Source organism: Halomonas sabkhae, assembly GCF_030409265.1.
GTDB classification, from domain to species: Bacteria; Pseudomonadota; Gammaproteobacteria; order Pseudomonadales; family Halomonadaceae; genus Halomonas; species Halomonas halmophila.
The window spans coordinates 183237-205066 of record NZ_JAUFPM010000003.1 but is presented as its reverse complement, the minus strand read 5'-3'; the positions used below and the strand labels follow the sequence as shown (position 1 = coordinate 205066).

At 63.5% G+C, this 21830-nt stretch carries 13 protein-coding genes; 3 read left to right on the top strand and 10 right to left on the bottom strand.

The features are described 5' to 3' along the window. Nucleotides 1–30: 30 nt before the first annotated feature. The 5 genes from QWY79_RS02630 to QWY79_RS02610 all read right to left on the bottom strand — a co-directional run bounded on the left by QWY79_RS02630 (nt 31) and on the right by QWY79_RS02610 (nt 8544). Complete coding sequence (locus QWY79_RS02630) at nt 31–1401, bottom strand: undecaprenyl-phosphate glucose phosphotransferase (RefSeq protein WP_290269621.1); 1371 nt, start codon at nt 1399–1401, stop codon at nt 31–33. Between the two features lie 9 nt (nt 1402–1410). Then, on the bottom strand, nt 1411–2910 hold the full coding sequence (locus QWY79_RS02625; RefSeq protein ID WP_290269619.1) for a TolC family outer membrane protein: 1500 nt from the start codon (nt 2908–2910) through the stop codon (nt 1411–1413). 4 nt (nt 2911–2914) lie between these two features. Next, nucleotides 2915–4300: an HlyD family type I secretion periplasmic adaptor subunit gene (locus QWY79_RS02620; protein ID WP_290269616.1), complete on the bottom strand. Its 1386-nt coding sequence runs from the start codon at nt 4298–4300 to the stop codon at nt 2915–2917. Beyond that, nucleotides 4300–6087 (bottom strand): type I secretion system permease/ATPase, encoded by a 1788-nt coding sequence (locus QWY79_RS02615; RefSeq protein WP_290269614.1) that lies wholly within the window; start codon nt 6085–6087, stop codon nt 4300–4302. The genes QWY79_RS02620 and QWY79_RS02615 overlap by 1 nt, the downstream gene beginning before the upstream one ends. Nucleotides 6088–6204: 117 nt before the next feature. Further along, nucleotides 6205–8544: a DUF4214 domain-containing protein gene (locus QWY79_RS02610; protein ID WP_290269612.1), complete on the bottom strand. Its 2340-nt coding sequence runs from the start codon at nt 8542–8544 to the stop codon at nt 6205–6207. A 163-nt stretch (nt 8545–8707) separates the two neighbouring features. Between QWY79_RS02610 and QWY79_RS02605 the strand changes: the two genes are divergently transcribed. After that, nucleotides 8708–13054, top strand: coding sequence for an ExeM/NucH family extracellular endonuclease (locus tag QWY79_RS02605; protein ID WP_290269610.1), 4347 nt, complete (start codon nt 8708–8710; stop codon nt 13052–13054). Beyond that, on the top strand, nt 13048–13389 hold the full coding sequence (locus QWY79_RS02600; protein ID WP_290269608.1) for a hypothetical protein: 342 nt from the start codon (nt 13048–13050) through the stop codon (nt 13387–13389). The genes QWY79_RS02605 and QWY79_RS02600 overlap by 7 nt, the downstream gene beginning before the upstream one ends. A gap of 91 nt (nt 13390–13480) precedes the next feature. Here the strand turns inward: QWY79_RS02600 and glyA are convergent, their stop codons facing one another. The 5 genes from glyA to QWY79_RS02575 form a co-directional block, all read right to left on the bottom strand. After that, nucleotides 13481–14746: a serine hydroxymethyltransferase gene (gene glyA, locus QWY79_RS02595; protein WP_290269606.1), complete on the bottom strand. Its 1266-nt coding sequence runs from the start codon at nt 14744–14746 to the stop codon at nt 13481–13483. A gap of 142 nt (nt 14747–14888) precedes the next feature. Beyond that, nucleotides 14889–16295 carry a hypothetical protein gene (locus QWY79_RS02590; RefSeq protein WP_290269604.1) on the bottom strand — a complete coding sequence of 469 codons (1407 nt, stop codon included), beginning with the start codon at nt 16293–16295 and terminating at the stop codon, nt 14889–14891. Nucleotides 16296–16337: 42 nt separating this feature from the next. Beyond that, complete coding sequence (locus tag QWY79_RS02585; protein ID WP_290269602.1) at nt 16338–17756, bottom strand: hypothetical protein; 1419 nt, start codon at nt 17754–17756, stop codon at nt 16338–16340. Between the two features lie 103 nt (nt 17757–17859). Then, entirely contained in the window at nt 17860–20430 is a 2571-nt protein-coding gene (locus QWY79_RS02580; RefSeq protein ID WP_290269601.1) for an ABC transporter permease, read from the bottom strand. After that, nucleotides 20427–21146: an ABC transporter ATP-binding protein gene (locus QWY79_RS02575; RefSeq protein WP_290269600.1), complete on the bottom strand. Its 720-nt coding sequence runs from the start codon at nt 21144–21146 to the stop codon at nt 20427–20429. The genes QWY79_RS02580 and QWY79_RS02575 overlap by 4 nt, the downstream gene beginning before the upstream one ends. Between QWY79_RS02575 and QWY79_RS02570 the strand changes: the two genes are divergently transcribed. Beyond that, complete coding sequence (locus tag QWY79_RS02570; RefSeq protein ID WP_290269599.1) at nt 21145–21828, top strand: arylesterase; 684 nt, start codon at nt 21145–21147, stop codon at nt 21826–21828. The two genes, QWY79_RS02575 and QWY79_RS02570, sit on opposite strands and share 2 nt — an antisense overlap. Nucleotides 21829–21830 lie beyond the last annotated feature (2 nt).

Sequence of the window (21830 nt, the reverse complement as noted above, 5' to 3'; positions counted from 1 at the left end):
ATACCCGCAGAGCGCCCCCTGGGGACATCTTCAAGGCTGGCGATTGACGAAACCGCGCGGAACCGTCATCAACAGAATCTTGAAATCCAGGCCCGGAGACCAGTTGTCGATATAATACAGATCGTATTCGACTCGGCGCCTCATCAAGGCCACATCATCGGTGATGCCCCGCAGGCCATTGACCTGAGCCCAGCCGGTCATGCCCGGTTTGACCCGGTGGCGTTGCATGTAGGCTTCGATCACATCCTTGTAATGGTTATTGTGATCCATGGCGTGAGGCCTGGGTCCCACCAGCGACATGCGCCCCTGTAGCACATTGTACAACTGGGGAAGTTCATCAAGGCTGGTGCGTCTCAGAAAGGCGCCCAGGGGCGTGATGCGCGAGTCGCCTGCACTGGCCTGCCGAGTCGCTCCTGCTTCCGGGCCGGCACTCATGGTGCGGAATTTATAGATACGGAATCGTTTGCCGTCCAGCCCGTGGCGATACTGCTTGAACAGCACGGGAGCTCCCATCTGCCAGCGGACCAGGCCGGCGACGATCAACATGACGGGCAGGAAAAACAGGAAAAGCGCCATACCCAGGATCCGGTCCTCCAGCGCTTTCACAACGCGCACCGGGCCGTTGAGTGGGCTCACGTTCAGGTCAAGTGAATACATGTCGGCCACTTGTGCCACTCGGTGGTTGAGCAGGCGCACATCCGAGAGGTCGGGGAAATAGCGCAGATTGACCGGCACCGCCAGCAGACTGCTGGCAATCTGCTTGACCGCCTCGCCATCGCTCAGTGGATAAGTCAGCCAGATTTCATCATAGTCACGCCGGAACATGCTCTGCTCGGCCAGCGTCCTGACCCGCTCGCTGATATCCTCATCGGGAGAGTCCACCAACACGTCGCAAAGGCGATAGCCGATATACGGCAAGCCATCGAGGCGCTCACGAACCCGTTCGATATTGGCGGCCTTGCCGATGACCAGCACGCGTTTGATGTTACGCCCCCTGGCACGCAACACACGCAGGTAGGCATACAGGCCGGCGCGCAGCAGGCATCCCAGCAGCAACACAGCAATGGCCGATATCAGCATCCATGCTCTGGAAAACACGATGCCTCGCTGCGTGGCGACCAGAAAGACACTGAGCAAAATGATGGTCAACAGCCAGCTCAGCGCATAGATGCCGAGCATGGTGAACAGGCTCCGTCCACGCCAAGGCTGGTAAAGACCGACCATTTCACCACAGGCCGGCAGCAGGAGGCTTCCGGCCAGAATCAGCAGCGGATAATCGAGGCCATCGGTATACTCCAGCCGGGACATCACCAGCAGGGTCGCCACCGATGCCATGATCGCAATCATGGCATCGAAGCAGCGCATCAAGCGGCGCAGCCAGTCCGTCCCCGATACGCTCAAGCCGAAACCTCAATCCGCCTTTTGCGACGAACGGGTCAACGCATGCAGCGTGCCCATGACATTCATCAGGTCGTCGGAGGCCAGATCACCAATCGCCAGTTCCAGATGCAGCCGATCCATCATGTACTGGCGAATCGAGTCTATGTACTGAATCCTCAGGTCATACAGCTCGGCCCTGGCATCCAGGACATCGACCAGGTCGCGAAGACCCAGCTGTTCGCCCTTTTCGGCTGCCTGCAGAAAAAGGCGGCTGGACTCGATGGACTGCCCAAGTGCACTGAGCTGGCGCAGGTTACCGTTGATATTGCGATAACGCTTGCGCACCTCCTGACGCGCGACCCGCCGCGCATTGGTCAGGGACTCCTGGCTGGCCATGGCAGAGAGTTCACCCTGACGCACATTGGCGCTGGTATAGCCCCCCTGATAAATCGGCACATCCAGTTGGACGCTTGCCTGACCGTCGCGACTGTCCCTGAAGGGATCATTGGAACCTCGGTCGGAATAGCTCAGGTTGAGCGATACCTCGGGATAATGGCCTGCACGCCGCACCTCGGTCTTGACCTCGGCCACATCACTCCGGCGCTCGGCCAGTTCGACCTCGAGGTTATTGGTGGCCTGTTCGAGCCAATCGCCCAGCTTGCCTTCCACCGGCTCCAGCTGCGCTGACTGTAGATCCCCGAGGGAGTGGCCGAAGGTGGGACGCAGGCCGGTCAGGCGTTCCAGCTCGGACAGCGAAGAGTCCAGCTGATTCTCGGCCTTGATGCGATCCGCAACGGCCTGATCCAGCCGGGACTGCGACTCGAGTACATTGATTCTGTCGCCCACCCCCAGGTCGAAGGAGCGCGATGCCTGGCGATGCTTCAGTTCCAGGGACTCTTCCTTGGACTCGAGCAGGCCGACCTTGCGAGAGGCCAGGAAGGCATTCAGATACGCTTCGACCACCGACATCGCCAGCTTGCTTTCACCCACCGCCAGCTGAAGACGGGCCGCCTCGACCTGAGCCTCGGCCTGGTCCACGCCACGCCAGCGCTCGACGCTGAACAACGGCTGACTCAAGGATACCTGCCAGGACGTGTCGCGCGTCTCGCCCTCATAGCGAGCCTCGTTGTCGGCGCTCACCCGATCATTGCTGGGGTCGTAGTTCGGATTGTCCGTATAGAAGTTGTCGCTGACCTGGTAGGTATAGGAGGCACTGCCCGAGACCTGTGGCTTGAGCTCCGACCAGGCCTTGTCGATCTCCTTCTCCGTTGCCCTCAGCTCATAGCGCTGACTGGCCAGGTCACTGTCATTATCCAGTGCCAACCGGAAGAGCCTGGCCATGGACGGCAGTCGCCCTTCTCCCGAGGCCTGGGCCTCGAGCTCACTGCGTATCGAGGTACCGCCGGCGCTCTCTTCCGCCGCCAGGCCCGGGCTGGATAACACCAGACACAGGGTCGCCAGGGCGGCGCCTCCCGACTTCGACGACAGTCGAGCTGGCTTTATCCTGGTTGTCGGGGCTTCACGGCGCATTGCCTTACTCCTCACGCATGGCACGAGACAGCATATCGCTGATGGGCTTGGCGATGTAGCTGGCGAAGGTCCGCTCGCCAGTACGGATCATGACTTCGGCCGGCATGCCGGACAGCAGTTGCATCCGCTCGGTCATGTCCTTGCGCCCTTCTTCGGTGACCTTGACACGCGCCTTGTAATACTGCTCGCCCGTGGCTTCATCCTCGAAGCTGTCCGCGCTGACATGAATGACTTCGCCGGCAATCTCGCTGGTCAGGCGCTGATTGAACGCCGAAAAGCGGATATCCGCGCTCTGCCCCACATAGATGTTGTCGATATCACGGTTGGGGACCCGCGCCTCCACGACAAACCCATCACCGCTCGGCACGACACTCATGACCGGATCCCCCGGACTGATCACCGCCCCCACGGTATGCACCTTCAGGCCCACCACGGTTCCCGTGGCGGGGGCTTCCAGGGTCGTACGCTGGACCTGGTCGGAGAGCGAGGTAATCTGTTCCTCGGCTTCGGCAATGCTGGTTTGTGCATTGCGCAATTGCTCGCCGACTTCCGACTGGAACTCCTGGCGGCGCCCCTCCTTCTTGACCTGGTTTTCACTGATCTGCGACTTGAGGCGAGCAATCTCGGAACGGTGTTGCGCCACCTGTCCCTCGTACTGCAACACCTGACGCTCCAGCTCGCGCAGCCGCTGGTTATCGCCAAGCCCCTCGCGGTATAGCGAGCGATAGTCCTCGGCTTCACCCCGCAGCGACTGAATACGGCGCTGGTTGACGTTGATCTGTGCCTCGAGTCCTTCGATCTGTTCGCGCATCTGATCCGTCTGCGAATCCAGCGACTCGAGTGTACTATCCAACGACTGCCGGCGTGCCGCGAACAGGCTGCGCTGAACCGCCAGGACCTGCTTTACACGCTGCTTGTCGCTGTCCGTCAGCTCGGGCGGGAACTCCAGCGTCTCGGCGCCACGCTGCTCCGCCAGCAGGCGAACCTCCATGGCCCGATTGATCAGATACTGGGAGCGCGCGATTTCCAGCTGGGATCTGGCCTTGGTGTCACTCAGCACGACCAGTGGTTCACCGGCCTCGACATGATCGCCGTCCTCGACCAGGATCTCCTTAACGATACCACCCTCGAGATGCTGTACCGTGCGCTTGAAAGACTCGATGGAAACATTGCCCGGCGCCACCACGGCCACCGCCAGCTGTGCCGTCAAGGCCCAGGCACCGAAACCGCCCAGCGCCACCAGCAGGATCAGCATGCCGATGCGTCTCACCTTGCGATCATTGGTCGGCAGCTTTTCACTGTACTCGCCTTCCAGTGGCTGCGACGAAGGCGTGATATCAATGGCAGGGCGTGTCGATACCTGCCGATCGTCCTGTCTATCGTCAGCCATTACGTCTGCTCCTCGGTATTGCCACCACTTTGCTCCGAGCGACCGTTACCGCCACGGATGGCCGCCAGATGACCACTGGAGCCTTGTGCCACCTGCCGATTGGCGTTCGGTTTCTTGGCATATTGGGCCAGTACCTGGTCACGCGGGCCGAACATGCCGACCTGGCCCTCTTTCATGACCATCAGCTTGTCCATGTTCTTCAGAACGCTGGTTCGGTGACTGATCACGAACAGCGTCGTTTCTTCCTGCTTGAGCTGGGCGATGGCGTCCGACAACGCCTTTTCGCCCGCATCGTCCAGATTGGAGTTGGGCTCGTCGAGCACCACCATGACCGGGTCACCGTAGAGCGCCCTGGCCAGACCGACACGCTGGCGTTGACCGCCGGAAAGCGCCCCACTGGTGGCCGAAATGTAGGTGTCGTAACCGTTCGACAGCTCGAGCGCCATCTCGTGCATGCCTGCCTTGCGCGCGGCCTTAACCACCTTCTCGGGATCCACCTCGCCGAAGCGCGCGATATTCTCGCTGACGGTACCGTCAAACAGTTCGATGTCCTGAGGCAGGTAGCCGATGTGCGGCCCCAGTTCATCGCGATTGAAGTGCTGCATTTCCGCACCATCCAGCCTGACGCTTCCTACCTGGGTCGGCCAGACCCCCAGAAGCACGCGCGCCAGCGTCGACTTGCCCGCCGCACTGGGGCCGATGATGCCGATATGCTCGCCACGCTCCACCTCGAAGTTGATACCGCGAATGGTCGCCATGCGCACGCCCGGCGGCGCCGCGGCCACCGTCTCGACCGACATCCTGCCCTCGGGCGCCGGAAGCGACATGCGACGCTCCTCCTCGGGGATCTGGCTCAGCAGTTCATTGAGGCGGTCATAAGCCCCGCGGGCCCCCACGAATCCTTTCCAGCTACCGATCAGCTGGTCGATGGGGGCCAGCGCACGACCCATGATAATGGAGCCGGCGATCATCATCCCGGGCGTCATCTGCCCCTCGAGCACCAGCCAGGCACCCAGGCCGAGAATCATCGACTGGAACAGCATCCGCAGGACTTTCGAGGTGTTGGTCAAGACGCCGCCGCGGTCACTGGCGCGGGATTGCTTGGCCAGAAACTCATGATGCTTGGTCGCCCAGCGGCCCATGATTCCCGGCAACATGCCCATGGCATGCAGGACCTCGGCATTGCGCAGGTTGGCATTGGCCAGGTCCTGCGCCTTGATATGCTCACTGTTGGCTTCCGCCAGCAGATCCTTGGTCGCCTTTTCGTTGGCGATGGCCAGCGCCAGCAGGATGAGGCCGGCGCAGGTTGCAAAAACACCCAGCCACACATTGAAGAGAAACAGTACGCCCAGATAGATCGGCACCCAGGGCGTATCGAAAAAGGCAAAAAGCCCGTTGCCGGTCAGAAACTGACGCAGACTGGTCAGATCGTTCAGGGGTTGAGCCGACTGCTGCCCCTGAGTCACGACACTACGCCGAAACATCGCGCTGTAAAGGCGTGCATTGATGCTCGTATCGAGACGATTGCCGACACGTACCAGTATCCGCGAGCGCACTTGCTCCAGCGCCCCCATCACGATGAAGAGAAATACCACCACCAATGTCAGCATCAGCAGTGTCTCGAAGCTGCGGGTCGACAGCACTCGATCATAAACCTGCAACATGTACATGGGGGGGACGAGCATCAGCAGGTTGACGAACATGCTGAAGAACCCCACCGAAACGAACGACCCCTTGCAGGCTCTCAATGCGCGCTGCAGGTCTGTGGCATCCTGTTGCTTTGCCATTTAGCGATTCACCGTTGGGAGGAGAGATTGTCAAGCGATGGAAATGATCGCGCAGAATAACAGACACCCCTACCCGAAGGTAGAGGTGTGCCACGAGCGATCCGGTTTCTGGAAGTTTCAACCCGCCAACATCAGACTTTCTTCCGATTCGGTAAAGCCAACCATGACATCGCCGCGCGAGTCACCGGACTGCAACTGCTGCATCCAGTAATCACGGCCGTCGGCATCCGCTTCACGTTCCAGAACATTGGCATAGAGCATATCAACATAGGCGTCATCGTCCAGATTGCCATGCAGAGCAGCGTATTCCTGGGATGAGACAAAATAATCGGCGATGTCATCCAGATTCAGTTGCTCGCTGTGTCCCAGCCAGTACCCCAGCCCAGAGCCATCGGCTGCACGATCGAAGGCGGCATCATAGAGGCGAGCGACCCCATCGACATTTCCGACAAGCACACTATCTCCGCGTTCATTCAGATTCTGAATACGTTTGTCTTCACTGGCCGGCGTTTCTTCCTGCGCGAAAGGCGTTTCGCTGTACATGGCCTGTAGGTATTCGGCGAAGGCATCCTGCTCGGTCCCTGTCTTCGCAAAAGTGGACTCGCCGGCGGCAATATCCGACTCGACCAGATCGACGCGCTCATCGTTGACGCCCTCGCCCAGCGGATAACCATCTCCACCGTCAGCCAGGAAGCCAAGCGTCACGACACGCACTTCACTATCGGCATTGCCTATCAGCTGGCCGTTGGCCACCAGCACATCGGCCATATCACCGTTGTCGTCGACGATGGCCGCACTCTGCAGACGCTCACCGGCAGGCTGCGACCAGTCAAAGCTGTAACGAATGCCGGACACCTGGGCAAACTGCCCGGCCGTGACATCCGGCGCCGATGCCGCCACCGCATGTTCCAGCGCGCCCACCAGCTCCTCGCGACTCAGGCTGACGATCGCCAGGTCGTTGTTGAACCGCAGGGACGCCCCGATATCGAGTTGCGACACACCGCCGGCCGGCTTGCCGATTTCCTCGTTGGCCTGCGGCGGAAGCGTCTCGACCCGACCATCGGCACCCTCCACCACGCTGGTGCCGATAGGCTCGCGGATACCACCGCCATTCTTGATCGACACCTGGACACTGTCGTCCACCTGGCGGGCATACCAGCGGTTGGCATCGGCCGTGAGGTTGCCCAGGTTGGTTTCCTCGGTACGGACCGCTTCACGCCTGCCCTCGAGGTACACATCACTGAGGCCCTGAACATTGCCGTCCTGCTCGGCGACGAAATCCTGCACCGACCCCACGAGGTCCTCGGCCACCGCTCCCTTGGTACCTTCGGCGAAGGCCGCTTCCCGGCTGCCCCACAGATCGGCGACCTGCTCGTCGGTGCTGGCATAGACCCCGGAGTCCTGGGGCTCGATGGATTCCTTGATCAAGCGTCCCTGGTCGTCGAACTCGGCGACCAGCCGCCCGACATAACGCCAGCCACCATCCGTGTTGATAACGGCCACGTCATCGCCCGCGGCGTCCTGCGTCATGATCGGGTATTGCTTGTAGGGCTCGCCGGCGCCCGGAAACAGGCCCCGCTCGGAGTCTTCCTGGTCGGCCAGCAGGGTGTTGGAACCGCCTGCCATGACGATATCCACCCCGTCCAGCAGGGTGGCCAGCTCCTCCTCGAGCTGGATCTGCTGCAGGTGCGAAGCCAGGATGATCTTGTTGACCCCCTGCGACTCCAGCTGGTCGACTACCGGCTGCACGATCTCGGCCAGAGCCGGCATGTCATTCTCGTCGCCGCCCAGCACCTCGGTGCCTCCCGGCGAGGAGACACTCTCCAGGATCTGGGTCGTCAGGCCAATCACACCGATCTGCTCACCTCCCCGTTCGGTGACCATGGCCGGCGCCAGCTTGGGCGGTGTTGCGCCTCCCGCGACTGCCTCTGGAGAAGCACGAAAGGCAGCGTCTTCGAGCGGCTCGCCGCTGGCCAGCCCGGCCAGTGCCTCATCAGCGGAAAAGTCGAGGTTGGCGGAAAGGTAAGGAAAGCCTGAACCGGGCCACTCGATATCCGCCAGCTCACCGCTCTCGCCGGCGCGAGCCGCCACCATGTCGGCAATCAGCCCGGTGCCCTGGTCGAACTCATGATTGCCCAGGGTGACAGCTTCGGTGTCCATCAGGTCGGCCAGCAGGGTTTCCACTCGCCCGGACGCCGCCGTGATGCCCTCGAGACTACCTTCGGGCTGGTCGTAGATGGTCTCGGCGGCCGCTTGAAGCGCCGGCTGCAGGCTGTCGTCACTGGCCGCTTCAAGATAGGGGCCGGGCAACACCAGGTCCCCCGAACTGACAAACAACGAATTCGACTCGAGATCTTCCAGATAGTCGACAATGGAAACGAAATTTGGGGCATTCAGCAGATCTCCGCCGCCCCCTTCCATGTCAGCGGCATGCAGCAACTGAAGACGATAACTCATGAATCTTCCCTCGGCAGTGGTCAGCAGTAACAAGAATAGCTTCCAGACAGAGACTGTCAGGTCGATATGGCAGGTAGATGACAATGGCGTCACCGTGCCGTAACAGGAACGCCACCTTTATTGCGCAGCCTTGTTGCCCCATTCCTGATTACAAGGCCAGACCATGTCACTGACCGAGCAACTCGAGACGCTCTACCGCGATATCCTGCTGCGCGACGCCGACCCATCCGGGCTCGCCTTCTGGCACTCCCGCCTCGAATCGGGTGCCGCGAGTCTCGGCGATATTGTGCAGAGTTTCATGGCAAGCGAAGAATACGCCCAGCAGATCCAGCCCATCATGTCGCTGTATGCCGAACAGCTGCATCGCGCCCCGGATGCAGCTGGACTCGCCTACTGGGTCGACGCCCACCGTCAGGGCACATCGCTCGAGCAGATCGCCAGTGACATGCAAGACTCCGCCGAACACGCCCGGCTCATGCAGCTGGAAACGGACGAGTCCTGGCTCAGCAGTCTCTATGCAGGCGTACTGCAACGCGAGCCCGACGCCGGGGGCCGTGACTACTGGCTGGGCAAGCTGGACGAAGACAGCAGTCGCGAGGAAGTCCAGAGCCGCATACTGAACAGCAGCGAAGCACAACAGAAGCAAAGTGACATGGCGCTTCGCACCCTGCTTGATGTTCCCGAGGAGACCGACACCGCCGACATCATCGCGTCGTATCTGGACGGGCTGCCTTCGGCGGACAGTGGCCACAACACCGACAACAGTGACGATTCTGACGACTCTGACGACTCCGACGACTCCGACGACTCCGACGACTCCGACGACTCCGACGACTCCGACGACTCCGACGACTCCGACGACTCCGACGACTCCGACGACTCCGACGACTCCGACGACTCCGACGACTCCGACGACAATGATGATGGCGGTGATGAGGCGGCCGACAACCCCAGCCTGGATCTGGCAGAGCATTACCATCGCGGCGCTTCCGACGCCTCGGCTGCCATCGCCATCGGCGACCGCCTGATGCTGGTCGCCGACGATGAGGACCAGACGCTGCGTCTGTACGACCGGGACTCAAGCGGCGCCCCGTTAACCGAATTCAACCTCAACGCTGACCTCGGCCTTGACGGAGATGATGAGCTCGACCTGGAAGCCGTAGCCAGCCACAACGGCACGCAATACTGGCTGGGCTCCCATGAGGGGCAGGACCGGTCGCTTGTATTCGCCACCGAGATCACGGGTGAGGCACCCGACGACCTTTCCGTTGAGGTAACGGGGCGCTTCGCAGGCCTCCACGATCAGTTGAAGTCGTGGGATGCCAATGGTGAGCATGGTCTTGGAGAACATGCTCTGGGCCTCAGTGACAAGATCAACCTGGAAGGTGCCGTCTTCATCGGCGATACCCTGCACCTCGGCTTGCGAGGCCCGCTGGATGCAGGCATGGCCGTCACGATCCCGGTCAGCAACCTGCCTGCACTGGTCACCGGCGCGTCAACCGAAGTCGCCTTTGACAGTCCTCGAAAGCTGGACATGGACGGCCGCGCAGTCCGTGACATGATCACACTCGAGGATGGCAACGCACTGGTGCTCGCCGGCCCCGAGCACGACGACGGCGACGCAGGCTTTGCCCTGTATCAGTGGGATGGTGCACACGCTGTCCGCCAGCTCGGCGACATTGACCTCAACCAGGTTGCCGATCAACTCGGCGCCAGCCCGGAAGCTCTGTACGACGCAACACTCGACAGCTCCGGCGGCCAGGCCGGCGTACTCTTCGACAGCGGCGACGTCGACTGGCTGGGCGACGGCCAGGCGTCCAAGGATCTACCGGCCGAGCAGCAGCGCTTCGTCAGTCGCGATATCAGCCTGCCAGCCAGCATGGACTTCACACCCCGACTGGGCGATATCGCCATCACCTCCCTGAACAGCGACAACCCGGACGATTTCAGCTTCGTGGCCCTCAAGGGCATCGCCGCCGGCAGTACCATCACCTTTACCGATTCCGGCTGGACCGGCGACAGCTTCCGGGCCAATGAAGGTGCCGTGAGCTGGACAGCCCCTGAAGGAGGCGTCGCCCCCGGCACACGGGTTTCCCTCCAGGACCACACCGATCAATTCCGCGATGCCAACGGCGATGCCGTGGGCAACAACGGTCTCAACCTTTCCGCATCGGGTGATCAACTCATCGCCTTCACGGGCGAGGCCGAGGCGCCCAACTTCCTGTTCGCGGTTCAGACCAACGCGAGCGAGTGGCAAGACACAGCCAGCAGTTCCAACGACTCCGCCCTGCCCAGCGGCCTTGAAGAGGGCGTTACGGCGGTTGCCGTCGGTGCCGACGCAAGCACGGAATACGACAATGCGGCTTATGCGGGAAGCGGGCAGGATACCGCCGCGGCACTGTTGACGGCCATCGCCGATGCCACCAACTGGAGTGGCGACAACGCGGCGCTGCCCGATGATGCAACCCGCGACTTCCGCATCGGAACCAATGATACGCCCTACCAGCCGGGTGAGCGTGACATCGGCCTGGCCATCAGCGAAATCTGGCCCGGCCAGTCGGGTGATGACATCACCGAAGACTGGGTCGAAATTACCAACCAGAGCGAAACCACGCTTGACCTGGCCGCCGAGCCGCTGTTTTACGACGACGAAAGTGCCGCACCCGCGGAAGCCGTTCGGGTCGAGGGGCTCGGCGAACTGAAGCCGGGCGAATCGGCGATCGTGCTGGCCGATGCAGGTCCCGACGCTGTCGACACCTTCCGCGCCGCCTGGTCCAACCTCGACACGATCGACAACCTTCAGATCGGTTATGCCCGGGATGCAGCAGGACTGGGTAGCGGCGGCGACAGCGCCATCCTTTGGCAAGACGATCCCACGGTGGATGGTGACCGGGTCGCCACCGCCACCTACCCCGACACCGAGCAGCACGATGCGGCCTCCTGGCTACCTGAAGCCGAAGCCTTCAGCAAGCAGAGCGACGACAACACACTGAGCTCAACGCTCATGGGTGGCGACGACTCTGATGTGCCGGCCATCGCCTCGCCGGGGAGCGCCGGGACCACGCCTATGACAACGCTGATCTCGGACATTCAGGGCAGCTCGACCACTAGCCCGCTCGAGGGCGAACAGGTGGCCGTCGAAGCCATCGTCACCATGGCCACTCCAGGACTGGACGGCTTCTTTGTTCAAGAAGAGGATGCCGACAATGACAATGATGCAGCGACCTCCGAGGGTATCTTTGTCTATACCGGTTCGGGCAGCGGTGAATCACGCGATATCCGCGCGGGCGACAAGGTTCAACTGAGCGGCGAAGTTGCCGAGTTTCACGAGAAGACGCAGATCAGCGCTGATTCGGACAACATCACGGTACTCGAAAGCGACCTCAACTTGCCGGCCAGCACGCACCTGAACATGCCGGTGGCGGACAAGTCGGCACTGGAGGCCTTCGAAGGCATGCGCATGGCCATCGAGGGTCAGGGCGGCGAACCACTGACCGTCACCGAGCTTTATCAGTTGGGCCGCTATGGGCAGGTCATGCTTTCCTCGGGCGGGCGTCTGGAGCAATTCAGCGAGGTCAATGCACCGGACGCAGCGGCCAATGCCGACTGGCTGGCGCGGGCCGAAGCACGCAGCATCCTGCTCGACGACGCCAGCAGCATCCAGAACCCCGACCCGGTGACCCATGGGCGTAACGGTGAAGTGCTCAGTGCCGACAATCCGCTGCGCGGCGGCGACCAGTTGGACACGCTGGAAGGCGTTCTTGATTTCAGCTTCGATGAATGGCGTGTGCAGAACACTGGCGGTCTCGACTTCACGGGGGATGTGCGTCCACAGGCCCCTGATGCCGACGCCCTGGGTAACGCCTCCCTGAAGGTCGCCGGCTTCAACGTGCTGAATTATTTCAACACTCTGGATGAGGCCGGCAACCAGACCGTCACCGCAGACGGAACCTCACATCAGCCTCGCGGAGCCGATAACAGCGAGGAGTTCATGCGTCAGCAAGCCAAGCTGGTCGAGGCCATCAACGGCAGCGACGCGGATGTCATCGGTCTCACGGAAATCGAGAACAATGGTTTCGGGCCGGACAGTGCCATTGCCCATCTAGTGGAGGCACTGAACGCCGCCGCCGGCGACGACGTGACCTGGGAGTACAGCATCCCGCGTGATGCCGACGGCCATACGGCGGCGCCAGGCAATGACGCCATCGCCGTCGGCATGATCTACAACAGCCAGGCCGTGACAGCCCAGGGCGATGCTCGTACCAACACTGAGGGAGCCTTCGCCGAGGCCAACCGCGCTCCTGTGCTGCAGACCTTTCAGGATAACGCGAGTGGCGAGACCTTCTCCGCTGTGGTCAATCACTTCAAGTCGAAGGGCAGCATCATCAACGATGAAGCCGCCACCGGGGACGGCCAGGGCAACAATAACCCGACGCGCGTCGGGCAGCCCAGGAGCTGCGGGACTGGCTCGCCAGCGACCCCACCGGCAGTGGAGACAGCGACGTGCTGATCCTGGGCGACCTGAATGCCTACTCCATGGAGGATCCCATCACGACCCTGACCGAGGCCGGTTTCGAACAATTGAACGAGGACTATTCATACGTCTATGACGGTTTCTGGGGTTCTCTGGATCATGCCCTGGCCAGCGACTCCTTGAGCGGCCAGGTCACCGGCACCACCACCTGGCACATCAATGCCGACGAAGCCTCCGCCCTGGACTACAACATCGACTACACCAACGACGCTCAGGACGCGGCGCTATACGCCCCGGACGCTTTCCGCAGTTCCGACCACGATCCGGTGATCGTGGGCCTGAACCTGGACAGCGGCACGGACATCGCCTGATACCACCCTGCGCCCGAAACGACGACACCCCGCCGCGGCGGGGTGTCGTCGTTCATGGGCCCTGCAGCCCCATCAGCATCGCCACGGACGCTTACCGATACACGGGCAGCCGGCCGCAGATTTCCTCGACCTTGCCCTTCACCTCGGCTTCGATGGCGCTGGTGTCTTCGCCCTTGACCATGACGTCCAGGATATCGCTGATCCAGCCGGCGAGTGCCCGACAATCGTCCGCGTTGAAGCCGCGGGTGGTCACGGCGGGGGTGCCGATGCGCAGCCCGGAGGTCACGAAGGGGCTCTGCGGGTCATTGGGCACGGCGTTCTTGTTGACGGTGATGTGGGCACGACCCAGGGCGGCGTCCGCGTCCTTGCCGGTCAGCCCCTGCTTGACCATCGACAGCAGGAAGAGGTGGTCCTCGGTGCCGCCGGAGACGATATCGAAGCCCCGCTCGATGAAGACGTCGGCCATGGCCTGGGCGTTCTTGACGACCTGCTGCTGATAGGTCTTGAACTCGGGCTCCATGGCTTCCTTGAAGCAGATCGCCTTGGCGGCGATGACATGCTCGAGGGGGCCACCCTGCCCGCCCGGAAAGACGGCGGCCTGCAGCTTCTTCTCGATCTCGACGTCGTCCTCGCTGGACAGGATCAGGCCGCCGCGCGGCCCGCGCAGCGTCTTGTGCGTGGTGGTCGTGACCACGTGGGCATGTGCCATGGGACTCGGATAGACTCCGGCCGCCACCAGGCCGGCGATGTGCGCCATGTCGACCAGCAGGTAGGCACCCACCTCATCGGCGATCTCGCGGAACCTCGCCCAGTCGATGATCTGCGAATAGGCCGAGAAGCCGGCGATGATCATCTTCGGCTGGTGCTCGCGAGCCAGCCGTGCGACCTCGTCGTAATCGATCCGGCCACTCTCGTCGATGCCGTACTGGACGGCATTGTAGTGCTTGCCGGAAAAGTTGGGGCGCGCGCCATGGGTCAGGTGGCCACCTGCGTCCAGGCTCATGCCCAGCACGGTGTCGCCGGGCTTGACCAGCGCCTGGAAGACCGCGCCATTGGCCTGGGAGCCGGAGTGCGGCTGGACATTGGCGTAGCTGGCACCGAACAGTTGCCTGGCATAATCGATCGCCAGCTGCTCCACGATGTCGACGAACTCGCAGCCGCCGTAGTAGCGCTTGCCGGGGTAGCCTTCCGCATACTTGTTGGTCAGCTGGCTGCCCTGCGCCTCGAGCACCCGGGGGCTGGCATAGTTTTCGGAGGCAATCAGCTCGATGTGCGCTTCCTGACGCTCGCTTTCCTTTTGCATGGCATCGAGAAGAGCATCATCGAACCCGGCAATCTGCATATCACGGCTGAACATCGGCTCAGGACCTCGTTTGGGTGGATAATCAGTAGGCTCATCATACCCCAGCCCATGACGGCTTTCACATGAGAGGCCGTCACGGGAAGGTCCATCATTTCTCATCCGGGCTTGAGAAATTCTGAAGCATCGACTCGACCGCTCACCGTGTCTGGACCTTCATGTCCAGCTTGCTGGGCAATACCAGGGGATCATTGGCCAGGCTCTCGATCTCATGCTCACCGCCTTCCGGCAGCGAGAGGTGGACGATCAGCTCGCTGGCCTTGCCTTCCATCATGTCGACCAGCCCGCCCAGTAGCCGGGCCGCTTCCGGCCCGAACATGCTGCCCAGCCCCTTGGCCTGGGTACGCGCCTGGGCCAGGAAGTCGGCCTCGCTCATGCCCTGGGTGGAGGCGATGATGGCCGGCAAGCGGCCGAACAGGCCGAGGTCGGTCAGGGTCGTCTCGACCTCGCCCCCCAGCAGGGTAACCTCATCCAGCCTGTCGAGACGGGGCAGGTAGGAGGCCGGCTCGACGCCCTCCGGCATGCGCGCCGGTGTCTCGCTGTCGAAGGTCCAGCGAAAGGCTTCACCGGCCGTGACACGGCTCTCGCTGATCAGTAGCGCCCGGTTGTCACCCTCGTCTTCCCACTGCCCATCGAAGGCGGCATCCAGCGTCAGCTGGCCGCTGCCCCCGGTCAGCACATTGCTCATCATGCGCAGCCGGGTTCGCTCGTCGGCCGGGGCGAGCTCGATCATCCTGGCCAGGTCGAGGTTCATCGACTCCAGCCACAAGCCACCGGCACCATCGGTCATGTCGCTGTCGATCAGCAGCCGCTCCAGGGTGGTCGACAGACCCTCTGCACTGATGTCCAGGTTCTCGAGCTCGACACGATCGGCCCGCGCCTCCTGCTGGCTGTTCAGGTCATGCAGCCCCTGAAGGTCCAGGCTGGCCAGGCTGAATTCACCATCCCCGAGATCCTCGATGGCCTCGGCACTACCGCTGATGTTGCGGGCCACCAGGCTGCCGATGTGCTGTGGCGATAGCGACTCGAGCTCCAGGTTCTCGATGGCCAGCCGCGGATTACGCAGCGTGCGTGCCGGCTGGGTGGTGTCATCGAACACGACGCTGCCACGACGCTCGACGCTCAGGCCCTCGACCACCATTTGCTCGGCCTCGAGGTCGGTCAACCCGTCCTCGAGTGACAATACCGAGCGAGACGGACCGGTCGCCACCAGACGCTGCACCTCGATGGTGCCAGCCTCGTCGCCCTGCTCGTCGGCCATCCTGATCCCTTCCATGAGCACCTGGTCAGGGTCGTCATAATCGCCCTCGACGACGTAGCGGTCGATCCGGAGGCGCTCCCCCTGCTCGCTGACGTATTCGATATTGTCCGCCCGAGTCTCGCCACCCAGCATGCTCTCGGAGACATCACCGATGGTCAGCTCGCCCGGGCGCTCGGCAAACAATGCCTCGAGGTCCGCCTCCAGACGTTCGGCATCGGCCTGAGCCAGGCTGCAGGGGAGAACGGTCAGTGCAGCGGCCATCAAGCCGGTGCGGAGTGGGGTCATGCGCATTGCGGTCACCTCCCTGGTGATCGTTTGAATCAAGGGTTATCGCGGCTCGAGCAACCGCTTTTCCATCAGGCGATTGACGTGTTCCAGGACGTCAATGCGGGCGCGGCGCTTGTCATTGGCATCGATCAAGGCCCAATCCGCCCCCTGTTGATGAGTATGCATGAAGACATCATCGATGGCCTGGCAGTACTCCGCCCAGCGCTCGCGATTACGCCAGTCCTGGTCGGTCAGCTTGTGGCGCTTGTGGGGCGTGGCGGCACGCGCCTCGAAGCGTTGCTTCTGCTCATCCTTGTCGATGGCCAGGAAAAGCTTGCCGAGCACGGCGCCATGCGCCAGCAGCTGGCGTTCGAAGCGCCGAATTTCGCTATAGGCGCGCTGCCAGGTCTCTGGCGGCACCAGCCCTTCCACCCGCTCCACCAGCACTCGGCCATACCAGGAGCGGTCGAAAATGGCGATCCGGCCATCCAGCGGCAGGCGTCGCCAGAAGCGCCAGGCCCAGGGGTGGGCCAGTTCTTCATCGCTGGGCGGGCCGATCTGATGAACCCGATACTGTCGGGCATCCAGTGCCGAGGTCAGGCGGTGAATGCTGCCGCCCTTGCCGGCGGCATCCTGGCCTTCGAAGACCAGTACCAATGGAATGCGGCGCTGCTGCAGCTCGCGCGCATTCCGGGCGAGCCGGGCCTGCGCCTCGGCCAGACGCTGCCGGTAATCCGACTTGTCGAGCGCGCCGCTGTGCCCGGCGGCGAGGTGTTTCAGTGACGGGGCAGCATGCTGTGTTGCTTCAGTGGCCTCGGCAGGCGGCTCGCCAAAGGGCGCCGTGATGGCCGCGACCAGGTGCTGTGCCAGTTGCTTGAAGGGTTGGGTTCCGGGGCCACCCGGCAGTCGATACCAGGGCGAATGCGTGGCATCCGTGGCGGCCCGCATCTCGCTCCCGAGCTGATCAATGACCGCATGCTGAAGGTGACGCTGCCAATCATGATCCTTGACCTGCCAGGCCTGCTCCGGGTCCTGCCACAAGGTCTTGAGGTGCTCTCCCTGCACCTCGGGCTCGATGTCCATCCACACCTTGAGAATGGTCACGCCCTCGGCGGCCAGCTCCGCTTCGAAGGCACGTATATCGGCCAGTCGATCGGCAAAGCCGCCGGGGCCGAGGCGTTGCTCGGCGCGGGCGAAGAGTGCATCGCCATACCAGCCATGGACGAAGACGCCCAGCCGCCCTCGCGCTGGCAGGCGACGCCAGAAGCGCCACCAGTAGGGGCGCTCGCGGTCCTCGCTGCTGGGCACCAGGGCATGCACTTCCGTCAGGCGGTTTTCCAGCCGATGGTTGAGCTCGTTGATCAGCGCCGCCTTGCCGGCCGCCGCATGCCCGGTCACCAGCAGGACGACCGAGCGCGAGGCCTGTCGGGCGAGCTCGAGCTGGGCCTCGAGCAACTCCAGGCGCCATGATGCCTTCATCGTTTCTCCCTGCCCATGTCCCTGGTTCCCTCCCCGCACCAAGCCTGTCATGCCACTGACAGGCGCCTTCCCCGCCGGTGTGGCGGGAACGGATGCCAACTGACTAGGTTTCGCCAAGCAGACCCAGACTGGCCATGGGGGCTTGCCGCCGCAGCCCCCTCGACAGCCAATGCCCGATACCACCCACCAGCAGGATGCCGCCGAACGGCAGCCCGAGCCACAGCCAGGGATGCCAGCGTGGCGTCAGGTCCAGCCAGGTGATATAGATGCCCGCCGCCGCCAGCTCGGCCAGCATCGCTGCCAGCACCCCGCTGGCCAGACCCAGCAGCGCGAATTCCGCGCCCTGGATCCTCGCCAGCAGCCGATTGCCGGCCCCGAACACGCGCAGCAGGCCGGCTTCATGGGCACGCACCGGCATGCTCGCGACCAGCGCCGCATAGAGTACGCTGATGCCCGCCAGAAGCACGAAGACCAGGACCAGCTCGACGGCACGGGTGACCTGACCGAGCACCTCGCGAACCCGCGACAGGATCGACTCGACATCCAGCAGGGTGACCGCCGGGAAGTCCTCGACCAGGCCGCGCAACACGCCACGCTGGGCCGTATCGAGGTGAAAGGCGGTGATGTAGCTGTGGCCGAATTCTTCCAGCACGCCAGGCGGGAAGATGACATAGAAGTTGGGCCGGAAGCTGTCCCAGTCCAGCTCCCGCAAGCTGGCAATCTGCCCTTGCAGGGTCTCGCTGCCCAGCGTGAAGGTCAGGGTATCGCCAACGCCCAGTCCGAGCCGTTTCGCCAGGCCGCTTTCCAGCGAGATGGGCGCGATGGACCGCGCATCCACGGCGCCCATCCAGCCCTCGCTGGCGGATGCCGAGGCCGCGAACCATTCCCCGGCGACCAGCCGATTGCCGGTGGGCACTTCGTCGCTCCAGGTCAGGTTGAGCTCACGCCGCAGGGCATTGTCCCCCCGCGCCTCCTGCGGCACGACATCCTGCGGCGACTGCCCCTCGATGGCAGTAATGCGTCCGCGCACCATCGGATAAAGGTCACTGTGCGCGTCAGCGGCCTCGTTGAGTGTCGCCTCGAAGGCATCACGCTCGCCGGGCTGGATATTGATGGCGAAGTGGTTGGGGGTGTCCTCGGGCAGCTGAGCCTGCCAGGCATCCAGCAGATCGCCGCGTACCAGGGCGATCATGGCCATGGCAAACAGCGCCGTGGCAAATGCCAGCAACTGGCCGAGGCTGGCATTACGCCGGCGCGCCAGCTGCTGACCGCCCATTCTCAGGGCCCGCCAGGGGTTGTCCGGCGCTCCGGCGTCGTTGGGCAGCCGCCGGCAGAGCCTGGCCAGCAACGCCAGCAGGACACTTCCCAGCCCCCATAACACCACCAGGGCGATCATACCCCCCAGCAGCAAGCCCAGCGCCAGCAGCACATCACCGGAATAGAGCCACAACAGGCCACCGAAGACCGCCGCCGCCATGACCACCACGACCCAGGCCGAGGCCGGCAGCGGATCAAGCTCGCGGCGCAATACCTTCAGCGCGCTGACGCGTCGCAAGCGAAGCAACGTAGGGCCGGCAAAGCCCGCCAGCACGGCCAGCGCGGTAAAGATGCCCATGCCCAGCGGCAGGAGTCCCGGCGGCGGCAGCTCGATGGGCATCACCGCCCCCAGGAGTGCCAGCAGCAGGGCCTGACCGGCCAGTCCGACCAGAGCACCGACCAGCGACGCCGCCAGCGCCAGCCACAGCAATTGCAAGGCAAAAAGCCCCACCAGATCGCGCTGACTGGCCCCGAAGCAGCGTAACAGCGCCGCGGTATCCAGGTGTCGTTCGACATAGCGCCGTGTGGCCATGGCCACCGCCACGCCAGCCAGCAGGACCGCCGCCAGCCCGGCAAGGCTCAGATAACGGTCGGCACGCTCCAGGGCACTACCCAGTCGCGGCCGATCCTCGCGCACATCCTGCACCTCGACACCCTCGCCGCGCAGGCGTTCGAGCACCGGCGCCACCGAAGCCACCGCCTCGGCCGAACCTGCGGCCAGCAGCTCGTATTCGATGCGCGAGCCTTCCTGCACCAGCCCCGTGGCCGGCAGGTCGTCCACATGCATCATCAAACGCGGATTGAAGCTGCCGAAACCCGCCGAGGGATCGGCCTCACGCTCGATGACCCCATCGACACGCAGCTCGGCGCTGCCTACCCGCAGGCTGTCGCCCACCCCGGCATCGAGCAGCATGGCCAGACGCGGCGCGATCCAGACATCGCCACGCGCGGGTCCGGACGCCACCTCGGCCACCTCGTCGCCTCGCGCAATCCGCGACACACCATAGTGCGGATAGGCATCATCCACCGCCTTGAGACTCACCGACTGGAAGGCATCGTCCTGGCTGACCATGGACACCATGTCGACCTGGTCCGACAGCGTCAGCCCCGCGGACTCGAGCGTCTCGCGCAGCACCGCGTCGAAGGGCCGCGATTGCTCGAGCACCACATCACCGCCCAGCAGCTGCCCGGCCTGCCGGGTCAGGCCGCGATCGAGGCGATCGAGGAAGAAGCCGATCATGGTCGAGGCGGCCACGGCCAGCGCCAGGGCCAGAAACAGGGCGCGCACGTCGCCGGCGCGCATGTCGCGTTTCAGGCCGCGCCAGGAAAGCCCCCAGAGACGTGCCAAGCCCGTCATGCGCCCACCTCATCGCGCGTCATCTCGACCAGGTGCCCATCGGCCAGCCGCAGGCAACGGTCGCAGCGTCGTGCCAGGGCATGGTCGTGGGTGACCAGCACCAGGGTGGTACCGGCTTCATGATTCAGCTCGAACAGGGTGTCGATGATGCGCTCCCCGGTGGCGGGGTCGAGGTTGCCGGTGGGTTCGTCGGCGAACACCAGCTCGGCGCCGGTCACGAAGGCGCGTGCCAGGGCAACGCGCTGCTGCTCGCCACCGGACAGTTGCTTGGGCAGGTGCTCGAGGCGTTCCCCCAGGCCCACGCGCTCCAGCCAGCGCCTCGCCAGGCTGTCGGCATCGGTGGCCGCGGTCAGTTCCAGCGGCATCAGCACATTTTCCAGGGCGGTCAGGGTCGGCAACAGCTGGAAGTTCTGGAACACGAAGCCGACACGCCCGGCGCGCAGCCCGGCCCGGCCATCCTCGTCCAGATCCCCCAGCGACTGCCCGAACATGGCCAGCCGGCCGCCACTCGGGGCGTCGAGACCGGCCATCAACCCCAGCAGGGTCGACTTGCCTGCCCCACTCTGCCCCAGGATGGCGACGCTCTCGCCGGCATGCACCTCGAGATCCAGGGCCTGTAGAATGATCAGGCGGCGTTCGCCACTGACGACCTCCTTGCTCAGGCCCTCGGCGTGTAGAATCGGCGTATTGGCATTCGCGTGCGAGGAGTTGGACATGCTGGAGCATTCCCCCGTGGTTCGAGTTCGCAATCCCTTCCCGCTGTTCCTGCGGCGGGTCTGGCTGGCGATGTTCTTGTGTCTAGCCAGCGTCCCGCTGTGGGCCGCTTCAGGACCCGTGGTGCTGGTCATGGGCGACAGCTTGAGCGCGGCCTATGGCATCGAGCGTGACGCCGGCTGGGTCAGCTTGCTGGCCGACCGCCTTGAGGGCAAGGCCGAAGTCGTCAATGCCAGCATCAGTGGTGAAACCACCGCTGGCGGCAGGACCCGGCTACCCGACCAACTGGGACAGCATGACCCGGATATTGTTCTGATCGAACTCGGCGGCAACGACGGGCTAAGGGGCCTTTCACCCGGGCAGATGCGCACCAACCTCGCCGCGATGATCGAGGCCAGTCAGGCCTCCGGGGCGCAGGTCGCCCTGCTCGGCATCGATATCCCGCCCAACTATGGCCAGGCCTATCGTGACGCCTTCAGGCAGGTCTTCTCCGATCTCGCGGAACGCTACGAGGTGCCGCTGGTGCCCTTCCTGCTGGAAGACGTGGCCTTGAATGACGGGCTGATGCAGGAAGACGGCATTCACCCCACCGCCGAGGCCCAGCCCAGGGTGCTCGACAACGTCTGGCCGGTGCTGTCGCCCCTGCTGGAGAGCAGCGGCGTGACACTCGCCAATGCCGAGTGAGG